Here is a 16468-nt window from a genome sequence, read left to right as displayed (position 1 = left end):
TGGCCTACCGGGCAACCCCGGCGGTTCCGTGAACTGGTGTCAGCCTTCGGCCGCGGCGGGAGCAGCCGTTTTGGGCTTGCTGTGGGTGTCGACCTTGTCGAGCACCTTCCACGTCTTGAGCTTCGAAATCGGCTTCGTTTCCTCGATGCGGACGGTTTCGCCAGCCTTGATGGCGTTGTCCTCATCATGGGCGTGATATTTTTTCGAACGGCGGATGATCTTGCCGTACAGAGGGTGCTTCACCTTCCGCTCGACCTTCACCACGACGGTCTTGTCGCCCTTGTCGGACACCACCGTACCGGTCAGAATGCGCTTCGGCATCGATAGTCTCCTTACTTCGCGGCCGAGCGCGTGCGCTCGGTCTGCTGCGTCTTGATGCGGGCGATCGAACGCCGGACTTCCTTGACGCGCGATGCTTTTTCAAGCTGGCCGGTGGCCGCCTGGAAGCGGAGGTTGAACGCCTCGCGCTTCAGTTCGCCAAGCTGTTCGGCGAGCTGGTCGTCGGTCTTGGCCTTGAAATCTTCGGTCTTGGCCATGTCCTTAGCCCTCCAGGTGCGAGGTGTCGCCGAGACGGGCGATCACCTTCGTCTTGATCGGCAGCTTCATCGCCGCGCGTTCGAATGCCAGCGCGGCCACGGGGCCGGGAACGCCGTCGAGTTCGAACAGGATGCGGCCGGGCTTAACGCGCGCGGCCCAGAATTCCGGCGAACCCTTGCCCTTACCCATGCGGACTTCGGCCGGCTTCGACGACACGGGGACGTCGGGGAAGATGCGGATCCACAAACGGCCCTGGCGCTTGATCGCACGGCTGATCGCACGGCGGGCCGCTTCGATCTGGCGCGCGGTGATCCGCTCGGGTTCCATCGCCTTCAGCCCATAGGAGCCGAAGTTCAGGCTGGTGCCACCCTTGGCATTGCCATGGATGCGGCCCTTGAAAGCCTTGCGAAACTTGGTTTTTTTCGGTTGCAGCATGTCAGCAGTCCTTAGCGGCGATCTTCACGAGCCGGACGGACGCCGGTCGTCTGTGCGTCGAGCATCAGACGGTCGGTCGCCATCGGGTCGTGGCCGAGAATCTCGCCCTTGAAGATCCACACCTTGATCCCGCACACGCCATAGGCGGTGTGCGCGGTCGATTCGGCATAGTCGACGTTGGCGCGCAGCGTGTGGAGCGGCACCCGGCCTTCGCGGTACCATTCGGTGCGCGCGATTTCCGCGCCGCCGAGACGGCCGGCGCAGTTGATGCGGATGCCTTCGGCGCCCAGACGCATCGCCGACTGCACCGCGCGCTTCATGGCGCGGCGGAACGCGACGCGGCGTTCGAGCTGGTCGGCAATGCCCTGGCCGACGAGCTTGGCGTCAACCTCGGGCTTGCGGATTTCGACGATGTTCAGCGACACGTCGCTGCCCGTCAGTTCGCCCAGCTTCTTGCGCAGCTTTTCGATGTCCGCGCCCTTCTTGCCGATGATGACGCCCGGGCGGGCGGCATAGATCGACACGCGGCACAGCTTGGCCGGGCGTTCGATCACGACCTTCGAGATCGCGGCCTGCGGCAGGGTCTTGAACACATATTGGCGGATCTTCAGATCCTCGACCAGCATGCGGCCATAGTCCTGGCCTTCGGCGAACCAGCGGCTGTCCCAGGTGCGGTTGACCTGCAGGCGCAGGCCGATCGGATTGCTCTTCTGGCCCATCTTACGCCTCTTCTTCCTGTTCGCGCACGACAATGCGGATGCGGCTGAACGGCTTGACGATCCGGGTCGATTTGCCGCGGCCGCGAGCGTGCCAGCGCTTCATCGAGATCGACTTGCCGACGCTTGCTTCCTGGATGACCAGTGCATCAACGTCGAGGTTGTGGTTGTTTTCCGCGTTGGCGACGGCGCTGGCGAGAACCTTGCGCACGTCGACAGCCATCGCCTTCTTCGAGAAGGTGAGGATGTTCATCGCGTCTTCGACCTTGCGGCCGCGGATCAGCGCGGCGACGAGGTTCAGCTTCTGCGCCGAACCGCGAATCTGCGTGCCGACCGAGAGCGCCTCGTTATCCGCAACGCGGCGGGGGGACTTTTCCTTGCCCATTAGCGTTTGCCCTTCTTGTCGGCAGCGTGACCGGGGAAGAAGCGCGTCGGCGCAAATTCACCCAGCTTCATGCCGACCATGTCTTCGTTGACCGATACCGGCACGAACTTGCGGCCGTTATAGACGTTGAAGGTCAGCCCCACGAACTGCGGCAGGATGGTGGACCGGCGCGACCAGGTTTTGATCGGGGCATTGCTGCCGCCGTCCTGGGCCGTTTCGGCTTTCTTGAGCAGATGGAGGTCCACAAACGGACCCTTCCAGACCGAGCGAGCCATGGCTTACCTCTTCTTCTTCGCGTGACGCGACCGGATGATCATCTTGTCGGTCGACTTGTTGTGGCGCGTACGCGCACCCTTCGTCGGCTTGCCCCACGGGGTCACCGGGTGACGGCCGCCCGAGGTGCGGCCTTCGCCGCCGCCATGCGGGTGATCGACCGGGTTCTTTGCAACGCCGCGGGTCAGCGGGCGCTTGCCGAGCCAGCGGCTGCGACCCGCCTTGCCCAGGTTGGTGTTCTGGTTGTCGGGGTTCGACACCGCACCAACCGTACCCATGCACTCGCCGCGAATGTAACGCTGCTCGCCCGAACCGAGACGCACGATGACAAGACCGCGGTCACGACCGACGACCTGCGCATAGGTGCCTGCCGAACGGGCGATCTGGCCGCCCTTGCCCGGCTTCATCTCGATGTTGTGGACGATCGTGCCGACCGGCATCTGCGACAATTCCATCGCATTGCCGGGCTTCACGTCGGTCTTCTTGCCGGCGATCACCTTGTCGCCAACCGCCAGACGCTGCGGCGCCAGGATATAGGCGACGCGGTCCTTGCCGGCATCGTCCTTGCCATAGTTGACGAGGGCGATGAAGGCGGTGCGGTTGGGGTCATATTCCAGCCGCTCGACGGTGCCTTCGACGTCCCACAGGCGGCGCTTGAAATCGACGATGCGATAGCGCTGCTTGTGGCCGCCAGCGATGCCGCGCGACGTGACATGGCCCTTGTTGTTGCGGCCACCGGTCTTGTTCTTGCCTTCGGTCAGCGCCTTGACGGGCTTGCCCTTCCACAGCGACGATTTGTCGACGAGGATCAGGCCGCGCTGCGCGGGGCTGGTCGGATTATAGGACTTAAGTGCCATTTTCTCTGCCTTTTCCTACAATCAGACGCCGGTGGTGACGTCGATCGACTGGCCTTCGGCCAGGCGAACGATCGCCTTCTTCACGTCGCTGCGGGTGTAGGGCTTGCCCTTCCAGCGCTTGGTCTTGCCCTTGGTGACGAGCGTGTTGACGCCGATCACCTTGACATCGAACAGCGCCTCGACGGCGGCCTTGATGGCGGGCTTGGTCGCGTCGTTTGCGACCTTGAACACCACCGCGTTGTTTTCGCTGAGCAGCGTCGACTTTTCGGTGATCACCGGAGCGAGGATCACGTCATAGTGACGCGCGTCGACTGTTTTTGCCTTAGCCATTGCAGCGTGCCTCCAGCTGTTCGACCGCCGCGCGGGTCAGGACCAGCGTGTCGGCGCGGATGATGTCATAGACATTGGCACCGATCGCCGGCAGCGCATCGACGCCGATCAGATTGGCCGACGCCATTGCGAAGCTTTCGTGCACCGCATCACCGTCGATGAAGAGCGCGCGGTTGCCGAGCTCGAGCTTGCCGAGCTTGCCGGCGAGCGCCTTGGTCTTGGCATCCTTGAGCTCGAGCGTGTCGAGGACGACGAGCTTGCCGCCCTTCGCCTTGTCGCTCAGCGCCATTTTCAGGCCGAGGGTGCGGATCTTCTTGTTCAGCGAGTGGCCGAAGGTGCGGGCCCGGGGACCGTGCGCCTTACCACCGCCGATGAAGATCGGCGCCTTGCGATCGCCATGACGGGCGGTACCGCCGCCCTTCTGGCGACCGAACTTCTTGCCGGTGCGCGACACATCGCTGCGTTCGCGGGCGGCGCGAGCCGGGCCGCGGCGCTTTTCGAGCTGCCATGCGACAACGCGGTGCAGGATGTCGGCGCGGGCGTCGACGCCGAACACATCGTCATTCAGATCGATGTCGGTGCCGGCCTTGCCGTCGAGGGTCTGAACCTTGACCTTCATGCTCAGGACTCCTGTGCGCCGTCGGTGGTGGCGGTGTCGACCACGGTTTCTTCAACCGGGGTTTCCACGGGCGCATCAGCCGGGGCTTCTTGATTGGCGTTCGCCGCGCTCTTGATGCCCGCCGGATAGGGGGCCTCGGGGTGACGCGGCAGCTTGACCGCATCGCGGACCATCAGCCAGCCACCCTTCGAGCCAGGGACCGAGCCCTTGACGAAGAGAAGGCCGCGCTCGACGTCGGTGCGGACGATTTCGAGATTCTGCTGGGTGCGGTTGCGCGCGCCCATATGGCCGGCCATCTTCTTGTTCTTGAAGACGCGGCCCGGATCCTGGCGGTTACCGGTCGAACCATGCGCACGGTGGCTGATCGAAACACCGTGGGTGGCGCGCATACCGCCGAAACCCCAGCGCTTCATCGCCCCGGCAAAGCCCTTGCCCTGCGTGACGCCCTGAATGTCGACGATCTGGCCGGCGACGAAATGGTCGGCCGACAGTTCGGCGCCGACGTCGAGCGTCGCGTCGTCAGCGACGCGGAATTCGACGACCTTCGCCTTGGGCTCGACTTCGGCCTTGCCGAAAGCGCCGCGCTGCGGCTTGGCGACGTTCTTCGCCTTGGCCGAGCCTGCGCCCAGCTGGACGGCCACATAGCCGTCGCGTTCTTGTTCGCGCACAGAAATGACCTGACAGCCTTCAAGGCTCAGGACGGTGACGGGCACGTGGCGGCCGTCGTCCTGAAACAGGCGGGTCATCCCCATTTTCTTCGCGATCACGCCAGTCCGCATGATCATACTCCTCAACAGAGGCCGGGCGGACCATTCCGCACGGCGTGCGGGCCTCCGTCGGGGCAAACCCCGGTGGAAACCCTCCCAGCCCAGAATTTCGATGGTCGCCCCGTCCGGGCTGAGGTGCCACCTTCCCGAAGGAGAAGCGGCGAGACGGGGGACGCAGCCCGGTCGTTCATGCCTTCCGAAGAAGGCGACCGGCGGTATCCACCCTATCGTCGGTCCGGATCGCTCCGGACAATGCAGCCACCGAAGTGCCTGCCGATAGAGACCCCGGCGCTAGCCGGGGCGTCGCTGGCTCAGGCCAGCTTGATTTCGACGTTCACGCCCGCGGCGAGGTCGAGCTTCATCAGCGCATCGACCGTCTGCGGGGTGGGCTGCACGATGTCGAGCAGCCGCTTGTGGGTACGCACCTCGAACTGCTCGCGCGACTTCTTGTCGATGTGCGGGCCGCGGTTCACGGTGAATTTTTCAATGCGCGTCGGCAGCGGGATCGGGCCGCGAATAAGCGCTCCGGTACGACGCGCCGTGTCGGCGATGTCGGTGGTGGCCTGATCGAGCACGCGGTGATCAAAGGCCTTCAGGCGAATGCGAATATTCTGCGTTTCCATGACTGTTCCAGTCGAATCCCGTCTGACGATGCGAAAGAGCCGAAATGGCCTGCTCCGACCTCCACAAGGAAGCCGGATCGGCCATCAAAAATCTTTAAGCTACGAGCCGCCCGAATCGCTTCCGAATCAGGCGGCTCGCGGCCCTATATTACTTTGTGATCGTCGCCACAACCCCTGCGCCGACGGTACGGCCGCCTTCGCGAATTGCGAAGCGCAGACCCGGATCCATCGCGATCGGGGCGATCAGCTTGACCGACAGCTGGACGTTGTCGCCCGGCATCACCATCTCGGTGCCCTCGGGGAGGATGACCTCGCCGGTGACGTCGGTGGTGCGGAAGTAGAACTGCGGACGATAGTTGGCAAAGAACGGCGTGTGACGGCCGCCTTCATCCTTCGACAGCACATAGACTTCCGAGGTGAATTCGGTGTGCGGCTTGATCGTGCCCGGCTTGCAGAGAACCTGGCCACGCTCGACTTCTTCACGGCCGACGCCGCGGATCAGCGCACCGACGTTGTCGCCGGCCTGGCCCTGGTCGAGCAGCTTGCGGAACATTTCGACGCCGGTGACGACGGTCTTCTTGGTGTCCTTGATGCCGACGATTTCGACTTCTTCACCCACCTTGACGATGCCGGTTTCGATACGGCCGGTGACGACGGTACCGCGACCCGAGATCGAGAACACGTCTTCGATCGGCATCAGGAAGGGCTTGTCGAGCGGACGTTCCGGCTGCGGGATCCACGCATCGACGGCGGCCATCAGCTTCAGGATCGCGTCCTTGCCGATCGCGTCGTCGCGACCTTCGAGGGCGGCGAGCGCCGAACCCGGGATGATCGGGATATTGTCGCCGTCGAAGTCGCGCTTCGACAGTTCTTCGCGGATCTCCAGCTCAACCAGTTCGAGCAGTTCGGGATCGTCCAGCTGGTCGACCTTGTTCAGGAAGACGACCATGGTCGGCACGCCGACCTGCTTGGCGAGCAGGATGTGCTCCTTGGTCTGCGGCATCGGGCCGTCAGCAGCCGACACCACCAGGATCGCGCCGTCCATCTGGGCGGCACCGGTGATCATGTTCTTCACATAGTCGGCGTGGCCCGGGCAGTCGACGTGCGCATAGTGACGGGCAGCCGTTTCATATTCGACGTGTGCGGTCGAAATGGTGATGCCGCGCTCGCGCTCTTCGGGCGCCTTGTCGATGTTCGCGAAGTCGACCGCGGCGTTGCCCGCGACGTTTTCGGCGAGCACCTTGGTGATCGCTGCGGTCAGCGAGGTCTTGCCATGGTCGACGTGACCGATGGTGCCGATGTTGCAGTGCGGCTTCGTCCGCTCAAATTTAGCCTTGGCCATGATGGTATAACCTTCTTGTTCAATGTTTGCGTTGATCAGTCCTGGACGAGCCTGCTGAATCAGGCGCCGCCCTTAGAGGGTCTTGCCGCGCGGTGCAAGCCCGCGCGGCTTTGACCCATCAGGCCATCTTGGCCTTCACTTCTTCGGCGACGTTCGTCGGCACTTCTTCATAATGCGAGAATTGCATCGAGTAGCTGGCGCGACCCTGGCTGAAGCTGCGCAGCTGGTTCACATAGCCGAACATGTTCGCCAGCGGCACGATCGCTTCGACGACCTGAGCGATGCCCCGGCTGTCGGTGCCCTGGATCTGGCCGCGGCGGCTGTTGAGATCGCCGATCACGTCGCCCATGAATTCCTCAGGGGTAACGACTTCGACCTTCATCACCGGCTCGAGCAGCTTGATGCCGGCCTTCGCCGCCACTTCGCGCATCGCCGCACGGCCCGCAATTTCGAACGCCAGCGCCGACGAGTCGACGTCGTGGTACGCGCCGTCGGTCAGCTTGATTTCGAAGTCGATGATCGGGAAGCCGATCATATGGCCGTTTTCAGCCGACTCGCGCATGCCCTTTTCGACCGACGGGATATATTCGCGCGGAATGTTACCGCCCTTGATCTCGTCGATGAAGGTGATGCCCGCGCCGCGTTCGCCGGGGGCGACGCTGACCTTGACGCGGCCGAACTGGCCCGAGCCGCCCGATTGCTTCTTGTGGGTGTAATCGACGTCGACCGCCTTCGCGAGCGATTCGCGGTACGCCACCTGCGGCGCGCCGACGTTCGCTTCGACCTTGAATTCGCGCTTCATGCGATCGACCAGGATGTCGAGGTGAAGCTCGCCCATGCCCTTGATGATCGTCTGGCCCGATTCATGGTCGGTCGACACGCGGAACGAGGGATCCTCGGCGGCCAGGCGATTGAGCGCGATGCCCATACGTTCCTGGTCGGCCTTGGTCTTCGGTTCCACCGACAGCTCGATGACCGGCTCGGGGAATTCCATCCGCTCGAGGATGATCGGCGCGTTGGTCGCGCAGAGCGTGTCCCCGGTGGTGGTTTCCTTGAGGCCGGCGAGCGCAACGATGTCGCCCGCATAGGCTTCTTCGATGTCTTCGCGGCTGTTCGCGTGCATCAGCAGCATGCGGCCGACCTTTTCCTTCTTGTCCTTCACCGAGTTCAGGTACGTGCCCTTGTTCAGGGTACCCGAATAGATGCGGGCGAAGGTGAGCGAACCGACGAACGGGTCGTTCATGATCTTGAAGGCGAGCAGCGACAGCGGCGCGTCGTCGGCCGGCGGACGCGAATCGGGGGTCTCGCCGTCGAGCTTGAGGCCCTGAACGTCGGGAATGTCGAGCGGCGAAGGCAGATAGTCGACGACGGCGTCGAGCAGCGTCTGGACGCCCTTGTTCTTGAACGCCGAGCCGCAGAGGACCGGAACGAACGCCTGTGCCAGCGTCCCCTTGCGGATCAGCTTCTTGAGCGTGGCGACGTCCGGGACGGTGCCTTCGAGATAGGCTTCCATCGCATCGTCGTCCTGTTCGACGGCGAGCTCGACGAGCTTTTCGCGATATTCGGCCGCCTTGTCGACGAGGTCGGCGGGGATTTCCTCATAGAAGAATTCGGCGCCGAGGCTTTCGTCCTTCCAGATGATCGCACGCTCGTTGACGAGGTCGACGAGACCCTTGAAGTCGCCTTCGGCGCCGATGGGCAGATAGAGGACGGCCGGGGTCGCACCGAGGCGATCGATGATCGTCTGGACGCAATAATAGAAGTCAGCGCCGGTGCGGTCGAGCTTGTTGACGAAGCACATGCGCGGAACTTTATACTTGTCGGCCTGGCGCCACACGGTCTCCGACTGCGGCTCAACGCCGGCAACGCCGTCGAACGCGGTGATCGCGCCGTCAAGCACGCGCAGCGAGCGCTCGACTTCGATCGTGAAGTCGACGTGTCCGGGGGTGTCGATGATGTTCAGGCGATGCTCGGGGCCCTGACCTTCGTCGGCCTTCCACAAGCAAGTGGTCGCCGCCGACGTGATCGTGATGCCGCGTTCCTGTTCCTGCTCCATCCAGTCCATCGTCGCGGCGCCGTCATGGACTTCGCCGATCTTGTAGGACTTGCCGGTGTAGTAAAGGATGCGCTCGGTCGTCGTGGTCTTACCGGCGTCGATGTGCGCCATGATCCCAAAGTTGCGATAATTTTCGAGCGGATGGCTGCGTGCCATGGTCTTTTCCTTGGATGTGGGGGGCGGCCTTTGAAGCCGCCCCCGATATAGGAAGTTTTGTTGCGATTACGAGACGCCGGGGCGTCCAGCAGATTACCAGCGGTAGTGGCTGAAGGCGCGGTTGGCTTCGGCCATGCGGTGCGTGTCTTCGCGCTTCTTCACCGCGTTGCCGCGGTTGTTCGACGCGTCGAGCAGTTCGCCCGACAGCCTAGCTGCCATGGTGGTTTCGCTGCGGTTGCGCGCCGCGGTGATCAGCCAGCGGATCGCCAGCGCCTGTGCGCGATCGGGGCGGACTTCGACCGGCACCTGATAGGTCGCACCGCCGACGCGGCGGCTGCGGACTTCGATGTTCGGGCGGATGTTCGCCAGCGCTTCGTGGAACACGCCCAGCGGTTCCTTCTTGGCGCGGGCTTCGACCGATTCGAGCGCACCGTAAACGATGTTTTCGGCGACCGACTTTTTCCCGTCCAGCATGACGCTGTTCATGAATTTCGACAGCACCGTATCACCGAAACGGGGATCGGGCAGGATTTCGCGGCGTTCAGGACGACGACGACGAGCCATAGGTAATTCCTTTTACAACAGCATCCCGGCGCATGGGCGGCCTGGGATGATCAAATAGCCGAAAAAGCGGTCCTTACTTCGGACGCTTCGCACCGTATTTCGAACGGCTCTGCTTGCGGTCCTTCACGCCCTGCGTATCGAGCACGCCGCGCAGGACGTGGTAACGCACACCGGGAAGATCGCGGACACGACCGCCGCGGATCAGCACGACGCTGTGTTCCTGGAGGTTGTGGCCTTCGCCGGGGATGTAGGTGATGACTTCGCGCTGGTTGGTCAGGCGAACCTTGGCAACCTTGCGGAGCGCCGAGTTCGGCTTTTTCGGGGTCGTCGTATAGACACGGGTGCAAACGCCGCGCTTTTGCGGGTTCGCGTCCATCGCCGGGACTTTGGACTTCACCTTCTGGGGAGTCCGGCCCTTGCGGACCAGCTGGTTGATCGTGGGCATGAATGCTTCACCTTTAAATGTCCGCCCATCAGGGCGAACGGTTACTGTACCGCGGTGGATGAAGCATCGGTCCGAAGCCCGCAGAAATCCGCGGAAAACGGGCAACCTTGTAACAGCAAAAGACCCCGGCCAATCGCAATTGATCGTCCGGAGGCTCCATCCGCGCCAGCAATGTTCAGCGCTGTTGGGACCGGAAGAGGCGGCAAACCGCCCTTTTCGGTCGAGCGCGCCCCTAGCGGTGATTCCCCGAACGGTCAAGGGGAGGAGCAATATTGTTGCGCCGCCGCGCGCGGGGTATCGCACCCCGATGCCCGCCGTTCGCCACGCCAGCTTTACCCCCTATGTCGCCCCCGACACGCGGCTGCTGATCCTCGGCAGCCTGCCCGGCGCACGGTCGCTCGCCGCGCGGCAATATTATGCGCATCCGACCAACCAGTTCTGGCGACTGGTCGGCGCGGTGATCGGCGAACCGCTCGCCGAGCTCGAATATTCCGCCCGGCTCGCGATGCTGGGCGCGGCGAAGATCGGCCTGTGGGACGTGATCCGTACGGCGGAGCGACGCTCGAGCAGCGATTCGGACATCCGCGAAGCCGATCCGCACGATCTGGCGGCACTGATCGCGACGTTGCCCGATCTGCGGATGATCGCGTTCAATGGCGGCACGGCCGCCGCGATCGGGCGGCGGCAATTGCCGATGCTGAACGCCATCGCGGTCATCGATCTGCCATCGAGCAGCGCGGCGCATACGATCGGCTTTGACGCCAAACTCGATCGCTGGCTGGCGCTGCGCAGCGCCCTCTAGTCAGTCCACCACCACGCCGCGCGCCATGACGAAGTCGACCTTTTTCAGCACGCGCACATCGGCGATCGGGTCGCTCGCCACCGCGATGATGTCGGCGCTTTTGCCCGCGGCGATCGTGCCGATTTCGTTCGACAGGCCGAGCAGGTCGGCGGCGTTCACCGTTGCCGCTTTCAGCGCCGCGACCGGGGTCATGCCGTGCTGGACCATCAGTTCGAACTCGTCGCCGTTGCGGCCGTGCTTCGATACCCCGGCGTCGGTCCCAAAGGCGATCTTCACCCCGCGCGGGACGAGCTGCTCCAGGCTTTTTCCGGTGATTTCGATGCGCCATTTGATCTTCGCCAGCACGTCGGGTTCATAGGCGGCGGCGTTGGCGGCAATGCGTTCCTTATACCCGTTCACCGTCGACAGCGTCGGGACATAATAGGTTTTCGATTTGGCCCATTGGGCGATCGTCGCTTCGTCGAGGATCGTGCCATGTTCGATTGAATCGGCACCCGCGGTCAGCGCGAGACGGATGCCGTCGGCGCCATGCGCGTGGACCGCAACCTTCTTGCCGAACAACGCGGCGGTTTCGACGATCGCCTGCGCTTCATCGTCGAACATCTGCTTGCCCAGCCCGGCGCCGATGCGGCTGTTGACCCCGCCGGTCGAAGCGAATTTGATCACGTCGGCGCCGCGCCCGACCTGGAGCCGCACCGCGCGGCGGCAATCGTCGGCGCCGTTGCAGGTGTTGCCCGCGCCCGCAAAGAAGGGCCGCAGTTCGTCGCGATAGCCGAGCGAGCCGTCCATATGCCCCGCGCTGCCCGAAATGCTGTTGCCCGCATCGACGATGCGCGGCCCCTGCACCTTGCCCGCGAGGATCGCATCGCGCAGCGCCAGCGTCGCGCCGTCGCCATCGCCGAGGTTGCGCACGGTGGTGAACCCGGCGCGCAGCGTCTTCATGCCGTTGACCTGCGCATTAAAGCCCTGCGCCGCGGGGCTGAGGGTGATTTCTTCGAGCTGCCCGGCGATACCGCCGGCGTCGCTGGTCAGATGGACATGGCTGTCGATCAGCCCGGGAAGGACATATTTGTCCTTGAGGTCGATCAGCGTCGCGCCGGGTTCCACGGGCTGATGACCGTCGGCGACGCTGACGATCCGGCCGTTCTCGACGACGATCGTCGAAGCCCCGCGCACCGGCTTGCCCGGTTCGGCGAGCAATTGCCCGGCGTGAATCACGGTGCGCGCGGGCGCCTGCGCGGCGAGCGGCGCGGCCAGCGTGGCGCTGAGCAGCGCGAGCGAGAGGCAATGGATCGGTTTCATTCTGGCATCCCCTGATTTGACGTTGGGGACCGTTAAAGCCGATCAGAAGCCCAGCGTAAAGCGCAGCGCCGCCCCGCGGTCGTCGGGCATCGCCGCGATATGGCCGGGATCGCCGCGAACCCAGGCGTTGGCGACCAGATCGCCGCCGAGCAGCGACAGCGCATAGCTCGCCTCGACCACCAGTTCGCGCCCTGTCGGCGCCAGATTATAGCTGCGACGGCCAAAATCGGTGCGCCCGCTGGCATAATCATGCGCGACGGGAAGCAAAAGGTCGATGCCGCCGCGCGCGACACGCAGCGGCTGGGCAAAGCGGAGCGCGGCGCGGTCGCCGGGACGCAGCAGCCCCGCCTTGGCGACATCGAACGAAAAGGCCGACGACCACAGCGCGCCGTTGGCGATCAGCCCGGCCCGATCGGGGCGCGTCCACATCTGGCGCCAGGCACCCGACAGGCGCCACCCGTCCGCAAGGTCGATGCCGAGATTCGCGTCGCCAACCAGGCTGGTCGCCCCCCCGGCGCCGAACACCGGGCCCAGGCGCGTGCCGAGCAGGCTGTCCGATTCGCGCAGCCAGCTGGCGCCGAGCGCAGCGCGCACCGCACCGAACCGCCCGTCCCATGCAGCGCCGAGCCGCTGGTACCGGCTGTCGCGCCCCGAACGGTAACGCAGCAACGGATCATCCTGCCACCGCGAACCCGACACCCAGCCGCTTTCGGCCGATATATTAATATATTGATTATTATATATATTATGCCGGATCAGCGTTGCCACGCCGGGGCTGGCGGCAAAGCCCACCCCGTCGTGCGCACCGTCGCCGATCAGCATCGCATGGCCGCTCTCGCCGCGCTCGCCCGCGAGCAAGCCGCTCGTACCGCGCCCAGCGGCAAAGCCGATCCGCGTCCGCGCGTCGAGGCGCGTCACCATCGACGCCGCCAGCGTGCGCGCGACGCGCGCATCATGGAAGGACAGGCCCGCCAGCGCATCGCCCGCGCCCATTCCCGGTGCGGTGACAAGCGACAGTGCGGTCGATCGCGAGGCGGCGCTTTGCTGGCGGACCAGCCCGCCGATCGCGCCCGACAGCTTGAAATCGGGGCGGCGGGGCGCCAGCGACTGGCCGAAATCGACGCTGAAAGCGCGGCCGAAGCCGTCGGCGACCAGCCCGATCGTCGAACCCGGTCGCCCCGCCCCGGCATCGCCCATCGGCCCGCCGAGCATCCCGAGCGCGCTGCCCAGATTGACCGCGGTCGCAGTACCCGCAAGCGTCGTCGCCCCCATCGGCTGGAACGCGCGCGCAATGTCGAGCACGCCCTGCCCATACACCGCATCGTCGCCCGCGACCCCGGCATCGCGCGCCGATTGATAGAGCAATTGCACGATCTGCTGGCTCGACAGGTTCGGAAAAGCCTGCGCCAGCAGCGCCACCGCGCCCGCGATCTGCGGCGCCGCAAAGCTGGTGCCGCTGATGACAAAGACGAAAGCGCCATCGGTCTCGATCACCCCGTTCTTGTAGGTGCAGCAGACATCCTCGCCCAGCGCCGCCAGATAGGATCCGGCATAGATCCCCGCACGATTGCTGAAATCCGAACTGACGCCATTTTCGTTGACCGATCCGGCGATAATGACCAGCGCGCCGCCCGCATCGCGCATCCCCCGGGCAAAGGGTTCGGGGTTGTTCGGATCATTGCCGTTCGCGGTGGTGTCGCCTTCGTTGCCCGCCGACAGGATGACAATGATCCCCGCCGCGGTGGCACGCTGGACCGCCGAACGGAGCGTCGCCCCCGGGGGATCGTCACCGCCGAGCGAGATGTTGACGACGCGCGCACCGGCACTGATCGCGCGGTCGAGCCCTGCGGCGATCGCGCTTTCGGGAAACTGGCAGCCGCTTTCGTCGTTGGCGGGATCCTCGGTCGCACAGCTGCCCGGCCGATCGGCGCGCAGCACGAGCAGATTGGCGTTGAACGCGATGCCCATCGTGCCTGCATCGTTCTTCGCCCCGAGCAGGATCTGTGCCACATTGGTGCCGTGGCTGCCTTCGCCGTTGATGCCGCGCGATCCGGCGACGTCGGCCGAAAAGGACGAGATGCGTCCGGCAAATTCCGGGCTGTCCTCGTCGATGCCGTCGTCGATGACCCCCGCCAATATCCCCTGCCCCGTCGCCCCCGCCTGATAGGCGGTGATCGCGCCGTGGAAATTGACCCCGTCCGATCGCCGTGTCTCGGGGGTGTTGAAATTGCCCGTCGGCGGTGGGGTCGGGGTTGGCGTGGGAGCGGGGGTCGGCGTCGGCACCGGGGTCGGCGCGGGAGCGGCCGGCGGCGCCGGGGTCGGCGCAGGCCGCGCCCCGCCCCCGCCGCCACAACCGGCGAGCGACAACGCGGCGATGCCGAGCAACAACGGCAAAGGCCGCCCCGCCATCCGCCGGATACAATCGCGTCGGTTTACCTTGGCCATCGCCGTTCCTCTTTTCTCGTCGCCATACCGGCACAGGCCGGGATGGCCATGAAGATTAGCAGTTTCAGGTGTAAGGCCAAAGACATTGCAGGAAGGTAAAGCGACACCGCTTGCCGCCGCACAGCCCAGCGCTTATGCGCTGCTCCGCCATGCCCGTCTCGCTCGACCATATCGATTGCTGGATCTTCGATCTCGATAACACGCTCTATCCGCCGTCGGCAAAGCTGTTCGACCTGATCGACGCGCGCATGGGCGCGTTCATCATGCGGTTGCTGGACGTCGATGCCGCCGAAGCGCGGCGGGTGCAGAAGCAATATTTCCACGATCATGGCACGACCATGGCGGGGCTGACGCGCCACCACGGCGTCGATCCCGAGACGTTCCTGGCCGACGTCCACGCGATCGCGCTCGACCGCATCGCGCCCGATGCGCGGCTGCGCGCGGGGCTGGAACGCCTGCCCGGACGCAAGCTGATCTTTACCAACGCCGATGCCGATTATGCCGCGCGCGTGCTGGCGGCGCGGGGCATCGCCGACCTGTTCGACGGCGTCTGCGACATTCGCGCCACCGCCTATACGCCCAAACCCGATCCCGCGGCCTACAGGATGATGACGGCGCATCTGGGCATCGACCCCGCGCGCAGCCTGTTCGTCGAGGATATGGCGCGCAACCTGACCCCCGCAAAGGCGCTGGGAATGACCACCGTGTGGCTGGACAATGGCAGCGAAAGCGGCCATCGCGACCACCTGCCGGAGCATGTCGACTTTCACGCCAGCGACATTGCCGACTGGCTCGATACCTTGCCTGCACCCTGGGGGATTTCATGACGACCGACCTGCAAACAACGATCGACGCCGCCTGGGATGCGCGCGATACTTTGGGGCTGACCACGCAGGGCGCGGTGCGCGAAGCGGTCGAGGCCGCACTCGCCGGGCTCGACGACGGCAGCTACCGCGTGGCGGAACGCGATGCGGGCGGCACCTGGCAGGTCAACCAATGGCTGAAAAAGGCGGTGCTGCTGTCGTTCCGCCTCAACGATATGGAATTGATCGAGGGCGGCCCCGGCGGCGCGCGCTGGTGGGACAAGGTGCCGTCGAAATTCGCCGGCTGGGGCGAGAACCGGTTCCGCGACGCGGGCTTCCGCGCCGTCCCTGGTTCGATCGTTCGCCACGGCGCGTTTATCGCCAAGGGCGCGGTGCTGCTGCCGAGCTTCGTCAATATCGGCGCACGCGTCGGCGAAGGGTCGATGGTCGATGCCTGGGCTACCGTCGGCAGCTGCGCACAGATCGGCGCCAACGTCCATCTGTCGGGCGGCGCCGGGATCGGCGGCGTGCTCGAACCGCTGCAGGCCGGGCCGGTGGTGATCGAGGACGGCGCCTTTATCGGGGCGCGCGCCGAGGTTGCCGAGGGGGTGATCGTGCGTGAGGGCGCGGTGCTGTCGATGGGCGTGTACCTGGGCGCATCGACCAAGATCGTCGACCGCGCGACGGGCGAAGTGTTCATCGGCGAAGTGCCGCCCTATGCGGTCGTCGTCCCCGGCGCGCTGCCCGGCAAGCCGCTGCCCGACGGGTCGCCCGGCCCGTCGCTCTATTGCGCGGTGATCGTCAAGCGCGTCGACGCCAAGACGCGCGCCAAGACCGGGATCAACGAACTGCTGCGCGACTGAGTTTCGCGGCGCCGCTGCCACCCTATGCTGTGCCGGTCGAGGCACTAGTGCACCGTGCTCGTCGAAATCCTCCCGACGTTGGTGGATAAGCTTTTGACTTCCAGCCCCTGAAAACGATCGCCCCGGGTGCTGTGTCGACGGGACAGCA

20 protein-coding genes are annotated in these 16468 nt (G+C 64.9%); 3 read left to right on the top strand and 17 right to left on the bottom strand.

Annotated elements, in window-relative coordinates; genetic code table 11:
* Positions 1 to 39: 39 nt before the first annotated feature.
* The 15 genes from rpsQ to rpsL form a co-directional block, all read right to left on the bottom strand.
* Entirely contained in the window at positions 40 to 321 is a 282-nt protein-coding gene (gene rpsQ / locus ACTIFP_RS02505; RefSeq protein ID WP_439567131.1) for a 30S ribosomal protein S17, read from the bottom strand.
* An 11-nt stretch (positions 322 to 332) separates the two neighbouring features.
* Complete coding sequence (gene rpmC / locus ACTIFP_RS02500; RefSeq protein WP_037515654.1) at positions 333 to 536, bottom strand: 50S ribosomal protein L29; 204 nt, start codon at positions 534 to 536, stop codon at positions 333 to 335.
* A gap of 4 nt (positions 537 to 540) precedes the next feature.
* Positions 541 to 972, bottom strand: a complete 432-nt coding sequence (rplP, locus tag ACTIFP_RS02495) for a 50S ribosomal protein L16 (RefSeq protein WP_037515653.1) — start codon at positions 970 to 972, stop codon at positions 541 to 543.
* Positions 973 to 983: 11 nt separating this feature from the next.
* Positions 984 to 1691, bottom strand: coding sequence for a 30S ribosomal protein S3 (gene rpsC, locus ACTIFP_RS02490; RefSeq protein WP_120217696.1), 708 nt, complete (start codon positions 1689 to 1691; stop codon positions 984 to 986).
* 1 nt (position 1692) lies between these two features.
* Positions 1693 to 2073, bottom strand: a complete 381-nt coding sequence (gene rplV / locus ACTIFP_RS02485) for a 50S ribosomal protein L22 (RefSeq protein WP_088439838.1) — start codon at positions 2071 to 2073, stop codon at positions 1693 to 1695.
* On the bottom strand, positions 2073 to 2348 hold the full coding sequence (gene rpsS, locus ACTIFP_RS02480; RefSeq protein ID WP_037515648.1) for a 30S ribosomal protein S19: 276 nt from the start codon (positions 2346 to 2348) through the stop codon (positions 2073 to 2075). Before rpsS ends, rplV begins: the two co-directional genes overlap by 1 nt.
* Before the next feature lie 3 nt (positions 2349 to 2351).
* Positions 2352 to 3203 (bottom strand): 50S ribosomal protein L2, encoded by an 852-nt coding sequence (gene rplB / locus ACTIFP_RS02475; RefSeq protein ID WP_439567130.1) that lies wholly within the window; start codon positions 3201 to 3203, stop codon positions 2352 to 2354.
* Positions 3204 to 3224: 21 nt separating this feature from the next.
* Positions 3225 to 3533, bottom strand: coding sequence for a 50S ribosomal protein L23 (locus ACTIFP_RS02470; protein ID WP_058806667.1), 309 nt, complete (start codon positions 3531 to 3533; stop codon positions 3225 to 3227).
* Positions 3526 to 4152 carry a 50S ribosomal protein L4 gene (rplD, locus tag ACTIFP_RS02465; protein ID WP_439567129.1) on the bottom strand — a complete coding sequence of 209 codons (627 nt, stop codon included), beginning with the start codon at positions 4150 to 4152 and terminating at the stop codon, positions 3526 to 3528. The genes ACTIFP_RS02470 and rplD overlap by 8 nt, the downstream gene beginning before the upstream one ends.
* Positions 4153 to 4154: 2 nt before the next feature.
* Positions 4155 to 4931 (bottom strand): 50S ribosomal protein L3, encoded by a 777-nt coding sequence (rplC, locus tag ACTIFP_RS02460; protein WP_037515835.1) that lies wholly within the window; start codon positions 4929 to 4931, stop codon positions 4155 to 4157.
* 299 nt (positions 4932 to 5230) lie between these two features.
* Positions 5231 to 5542, bottom strand: coding sequence for a 30S ribosomal protein S10 (gene rpsJ, locus ACTIFP_RS02455; RefSeq protein WP_011543089.1), 312 nt, complete (start codon positions 5540 to 5542; stop codon positions 5231 to 5233).
* Positions 5543 to 5690: 148 nt separating this feature from the next.
* Positions 5691 to 6884, bottom strand: coding sequence for an elongation factor Tu (gene tuf / locus ACTIFP_RS02450; RefSeq protein ID WP_439567128.1), 1194 nt, complete (start codon positions 6882 to 6884; stop codon positions 5691 to 5693).
* Between the two features lie 118 nt (positions 6885 to 7002).
* Positions 7003 to 9096, bottom strand: a complete 2094-nt coding sequence (gene fusA, locus ACTIFP_RS02445) for an elongation factor G (protein ID WP_439567127.1) — start codon at positions 9094 to 9096, stop codon at positions 7003 to 7005.
* A 93-nt stretch (positions 9097 to 9189) separates the two neighbouring features.
* Positions 9190 to 9660 carry a 30S ribosomal protein S7 gene (rpsG, locus tag ACTIFP_RS02440; RefSeq protein ID WP_179497639.1) on the bottom strand — a complete coding sequence of 157 codons (471 nt, stop codon included), beginning with the start codon at positions 9658 to 9660 and terminating at the stop codon, positions 9190 to 9192.
* Between the two features lie 73 nt (positions 9661 to 9733).
* Positions 9734 to 10105 (bottom strand): 30S ribosomal protein S12, encoded by a 372-nt coding sequence (rpsL, locus tag ACTIFP_RS02435; protein WP_037515637.1) that lies wholly within the window; start codon positions 10103 to 10105, stop codon positions 9734 to 9736.
* A gap of 307 nt (positions 10106 to 10412) precedes the next feature.
* Here rpsL and ACTIFP_RS02430 point away from each other — a divergent pair, with 307 nt between their 5' ends.
* A complete protein-coding gene (locus ACTIFP_RS02430; RefSeq protein ID WP_439567126.1) occupies positions 10413 to 10907 on the top strand; it encodes a DNA-deoxyinosine glycosylase in 495 nt (164 codons plus the stop codon).
* On the opposite strand, the gene ACTIFP_RS02425 is transcribed toward ACTIFP_RS02430, so the two are convergent.
* Positions 10908 to 12209: an amidohydrolase family protein gene (locus ACTIFP_RS02425; protein ID WP_439567125.1), complete on the bottom strand. Its 1302-nt coding sequence runs from the start codon at positions 12207 to 12209 to the stop codon at positions 10908 to 10910.
* A gap of 42 nt (positions 12210 to 12251) precedes the next feature.
* Positions 12252 to 14654, bottom strand: a complete 2403-nt coding sequence (locus tag ACTIFP_RS02420; RefSeq protein WP_439567124.1) for a S8 family peptidase — start codon at positions 14652 to 14654, stop codon at positions 12252 to 12254.
* Between the two features lie 149 nt (positions 14655 to 14803).
* Here ACTIFP_RS02420 and ACTIFP_RS02415 point away from each other — a divergent pair, with 149 nt between their 5' ends.
* Positions 14804 to 15481 (top strand): pyrimidine 5'-nucleotidase, encoded by a 678-nt coding sequence (locus ACTIFP_RS02415; RefSeq protein WP_439567293.1) that lies wholly within the window; start codon positions 14804 to 14806, stop codon positions 15479 to 15481.
* A complete protein-coding gene (gene dapD, locus ACTIFP_RS02410; RefSeq protein ID WP_439567123.1) occupies positions 15478 to 16320 on the top strand; it encodes a 2,3,4,5-tetrahydropyridine-2,6-dicarboxylate N-succinyltransferase in 843 nt (280 codons plus the stop codon). Before ACTIFP_RS02415 ends, dapD begins: the two co-directional genes overlap by 4 nt.
* Positions 16321 to 16468: the final 148 nt, after the last annotated feature.

This window comes from Sphingopyxis sp., from assembly GCF_051861155.1.
Taxonomy (GTDB): Bacteria; Pseudomonadota; Alphaproteobacteria; order Sphingomonadales; family Sphingomonadaceae; genus Sphingopyxis.
The sequence above is the reverse complement of the archived record's forward strand: the minus strand, read 5'-3'. Positions and strand labels throughout refer to the sequence as shown.

What these genes read in the sequence shown, in the direction of transcription:
- rpsQ (WP_439567131.1), bottom strand. Translation starts at nt 321, where the DNA reads ATGCCGAAGCGCATTCTGACCGGTACGGTGGTGTCCGACAAGGGCGAC.
- rpmC (WP_037515654.1), bottom strand. Translation starts at nt 536, where the DNA reads ATGGCCAAGACCGAAGATTTCAAGGCCAAGACCGACGACCAGCTCGCC.
- rplP (WP_037515653.1), bottom strand. Translation starts at nt 972, where the DNA reads ATGCTGCAACCGAAAAAAACCAAGTTTCGCAAGGCTTTCAAGGGCCGC.
- rpsC (WP_120217696.1), bottom strand. Translation starts at nt 1,691, where the DNA reads ATGGGCCAGAAGAGCAATCCGATCGGCCTGCGCCTGCAGGTCAACCGC.
- rplV (WP_088439838.1), bottom strand. Translation starts at nt 2,073, where the DNA reads ATGGGCAAGGAAAAGTCCCCCCGCCGCGTTGCGGATAACGAGGCGCTC.
- rpsS (WP_037515648.1), bottom strand. Translation starts at nt 2,348, where the DNA reads ATGGCTCGCTCGGTCTGGAAGGGTCCGTTTGTGGACCTCCATCTGCTC.
- rplB (WP_439567130.1), bottom strand. Translation starts at nt 3,203, where the DNA reads ATGGCACTTAAGTCCTATAATCCGACCAGCCCCGCGCAGCGCGGCCTG.
- ACTIFP_RS02470 (WP_058806667.1), bottom strand. Translation starts at nt 3,533, where the DNA reads ATGGCTAAGGCAAAAACAGTCGACGCGCGTCACTATGACGTGATCCTC.
- rplD (WP_439567129.1), bottom strand. Translation starts at nt 4,152, where the DNA reads ATGAAGGTCAAGGTTCAGACCCTCGACGGCAAGGCCGGCACCGACATC.
- rplC (WP_037515835.1), bottom strand. Translation starts at nt 4,931, where the DNA reads ATGCGGACTGGCGTGATCGCGAAGAAAATGGGGATGACCCGCCTGTTT.
- rpsJ (WP_011543089.1), bottom strand. Translation starts at nt 5,542, where the DNA reads ATGGAAACGCAGAATATTCGCATTCGCCTGAAGGCCTTTGATCACCGC.
- tuf (WP_439567128.1), bottom strand. Translation starts at nt 6,884, where the DNA reads ATGGCCAAGGCTAAATTTGAGCGGACGAAGCCGCACTGCAACATCGGC.
- fusA (WP_439567127.1), bottom strand. Translation starts at nt 9,096, where the DNA reads ATGGCACGCAGCCATCCGCTCGAAAATTATCGCAACTTTGGGATCATG.
- rpsG (WP_179497639.1), bottom strand. Translation starts at nt 9,660, where the DNA reads ATGGCTCGTCGTCGTCGTCCTGAACGCCGCGAAATCCTGCCCGATCCC.
- rpsL (WP_037515637.1), bottom strand. Translation starts at nt 10,105, where the DNA reads ATGCCCACGATCAACCAGCTGGTCCGCAAGGGCCGGACTCCCCAGAAG.
- ACTIFP_RS02430 (WP_439567126.1), top strand. Translation starts at nt 10,413, where the DNA reads ATGCCCGCCGTTCGCCACGCCAGCTTTACCCCCTATGTCGCCCCCGAC.
- ACTIFP_RS02425 (WP_439567125.1), bottom strand. Translation starts at nt 12,209, where the DNA reads ATGAAACCGATCCATTGCCTCTCGCTCGCGCTGCTCAGCGCCACGCTG.
- ACTIFP_RS02420 (WP_439567124.1), bottom strand. Translation starts at nt 14,654, where the DNA reads ATGGCCAAGGTAAACCGACGCGATTGTATCCGGCGGATGGCGGGGCGG.
- ACTIFP_RS02415 (WP_439567293.1), top strand. Translation starts at nt 14,804, where the DNA reads ATGCCCGTCTCGCTCGACCATATCGATTGCTGGATCTTCGATCTCGAT.
- dapD (WP_439567123.1), top strand. Translation starts at nt 15,478, where the DNA reads ATGACGACCGACCTGCAAACAACGATCGACGCCGCCTGGGATGCGCGC.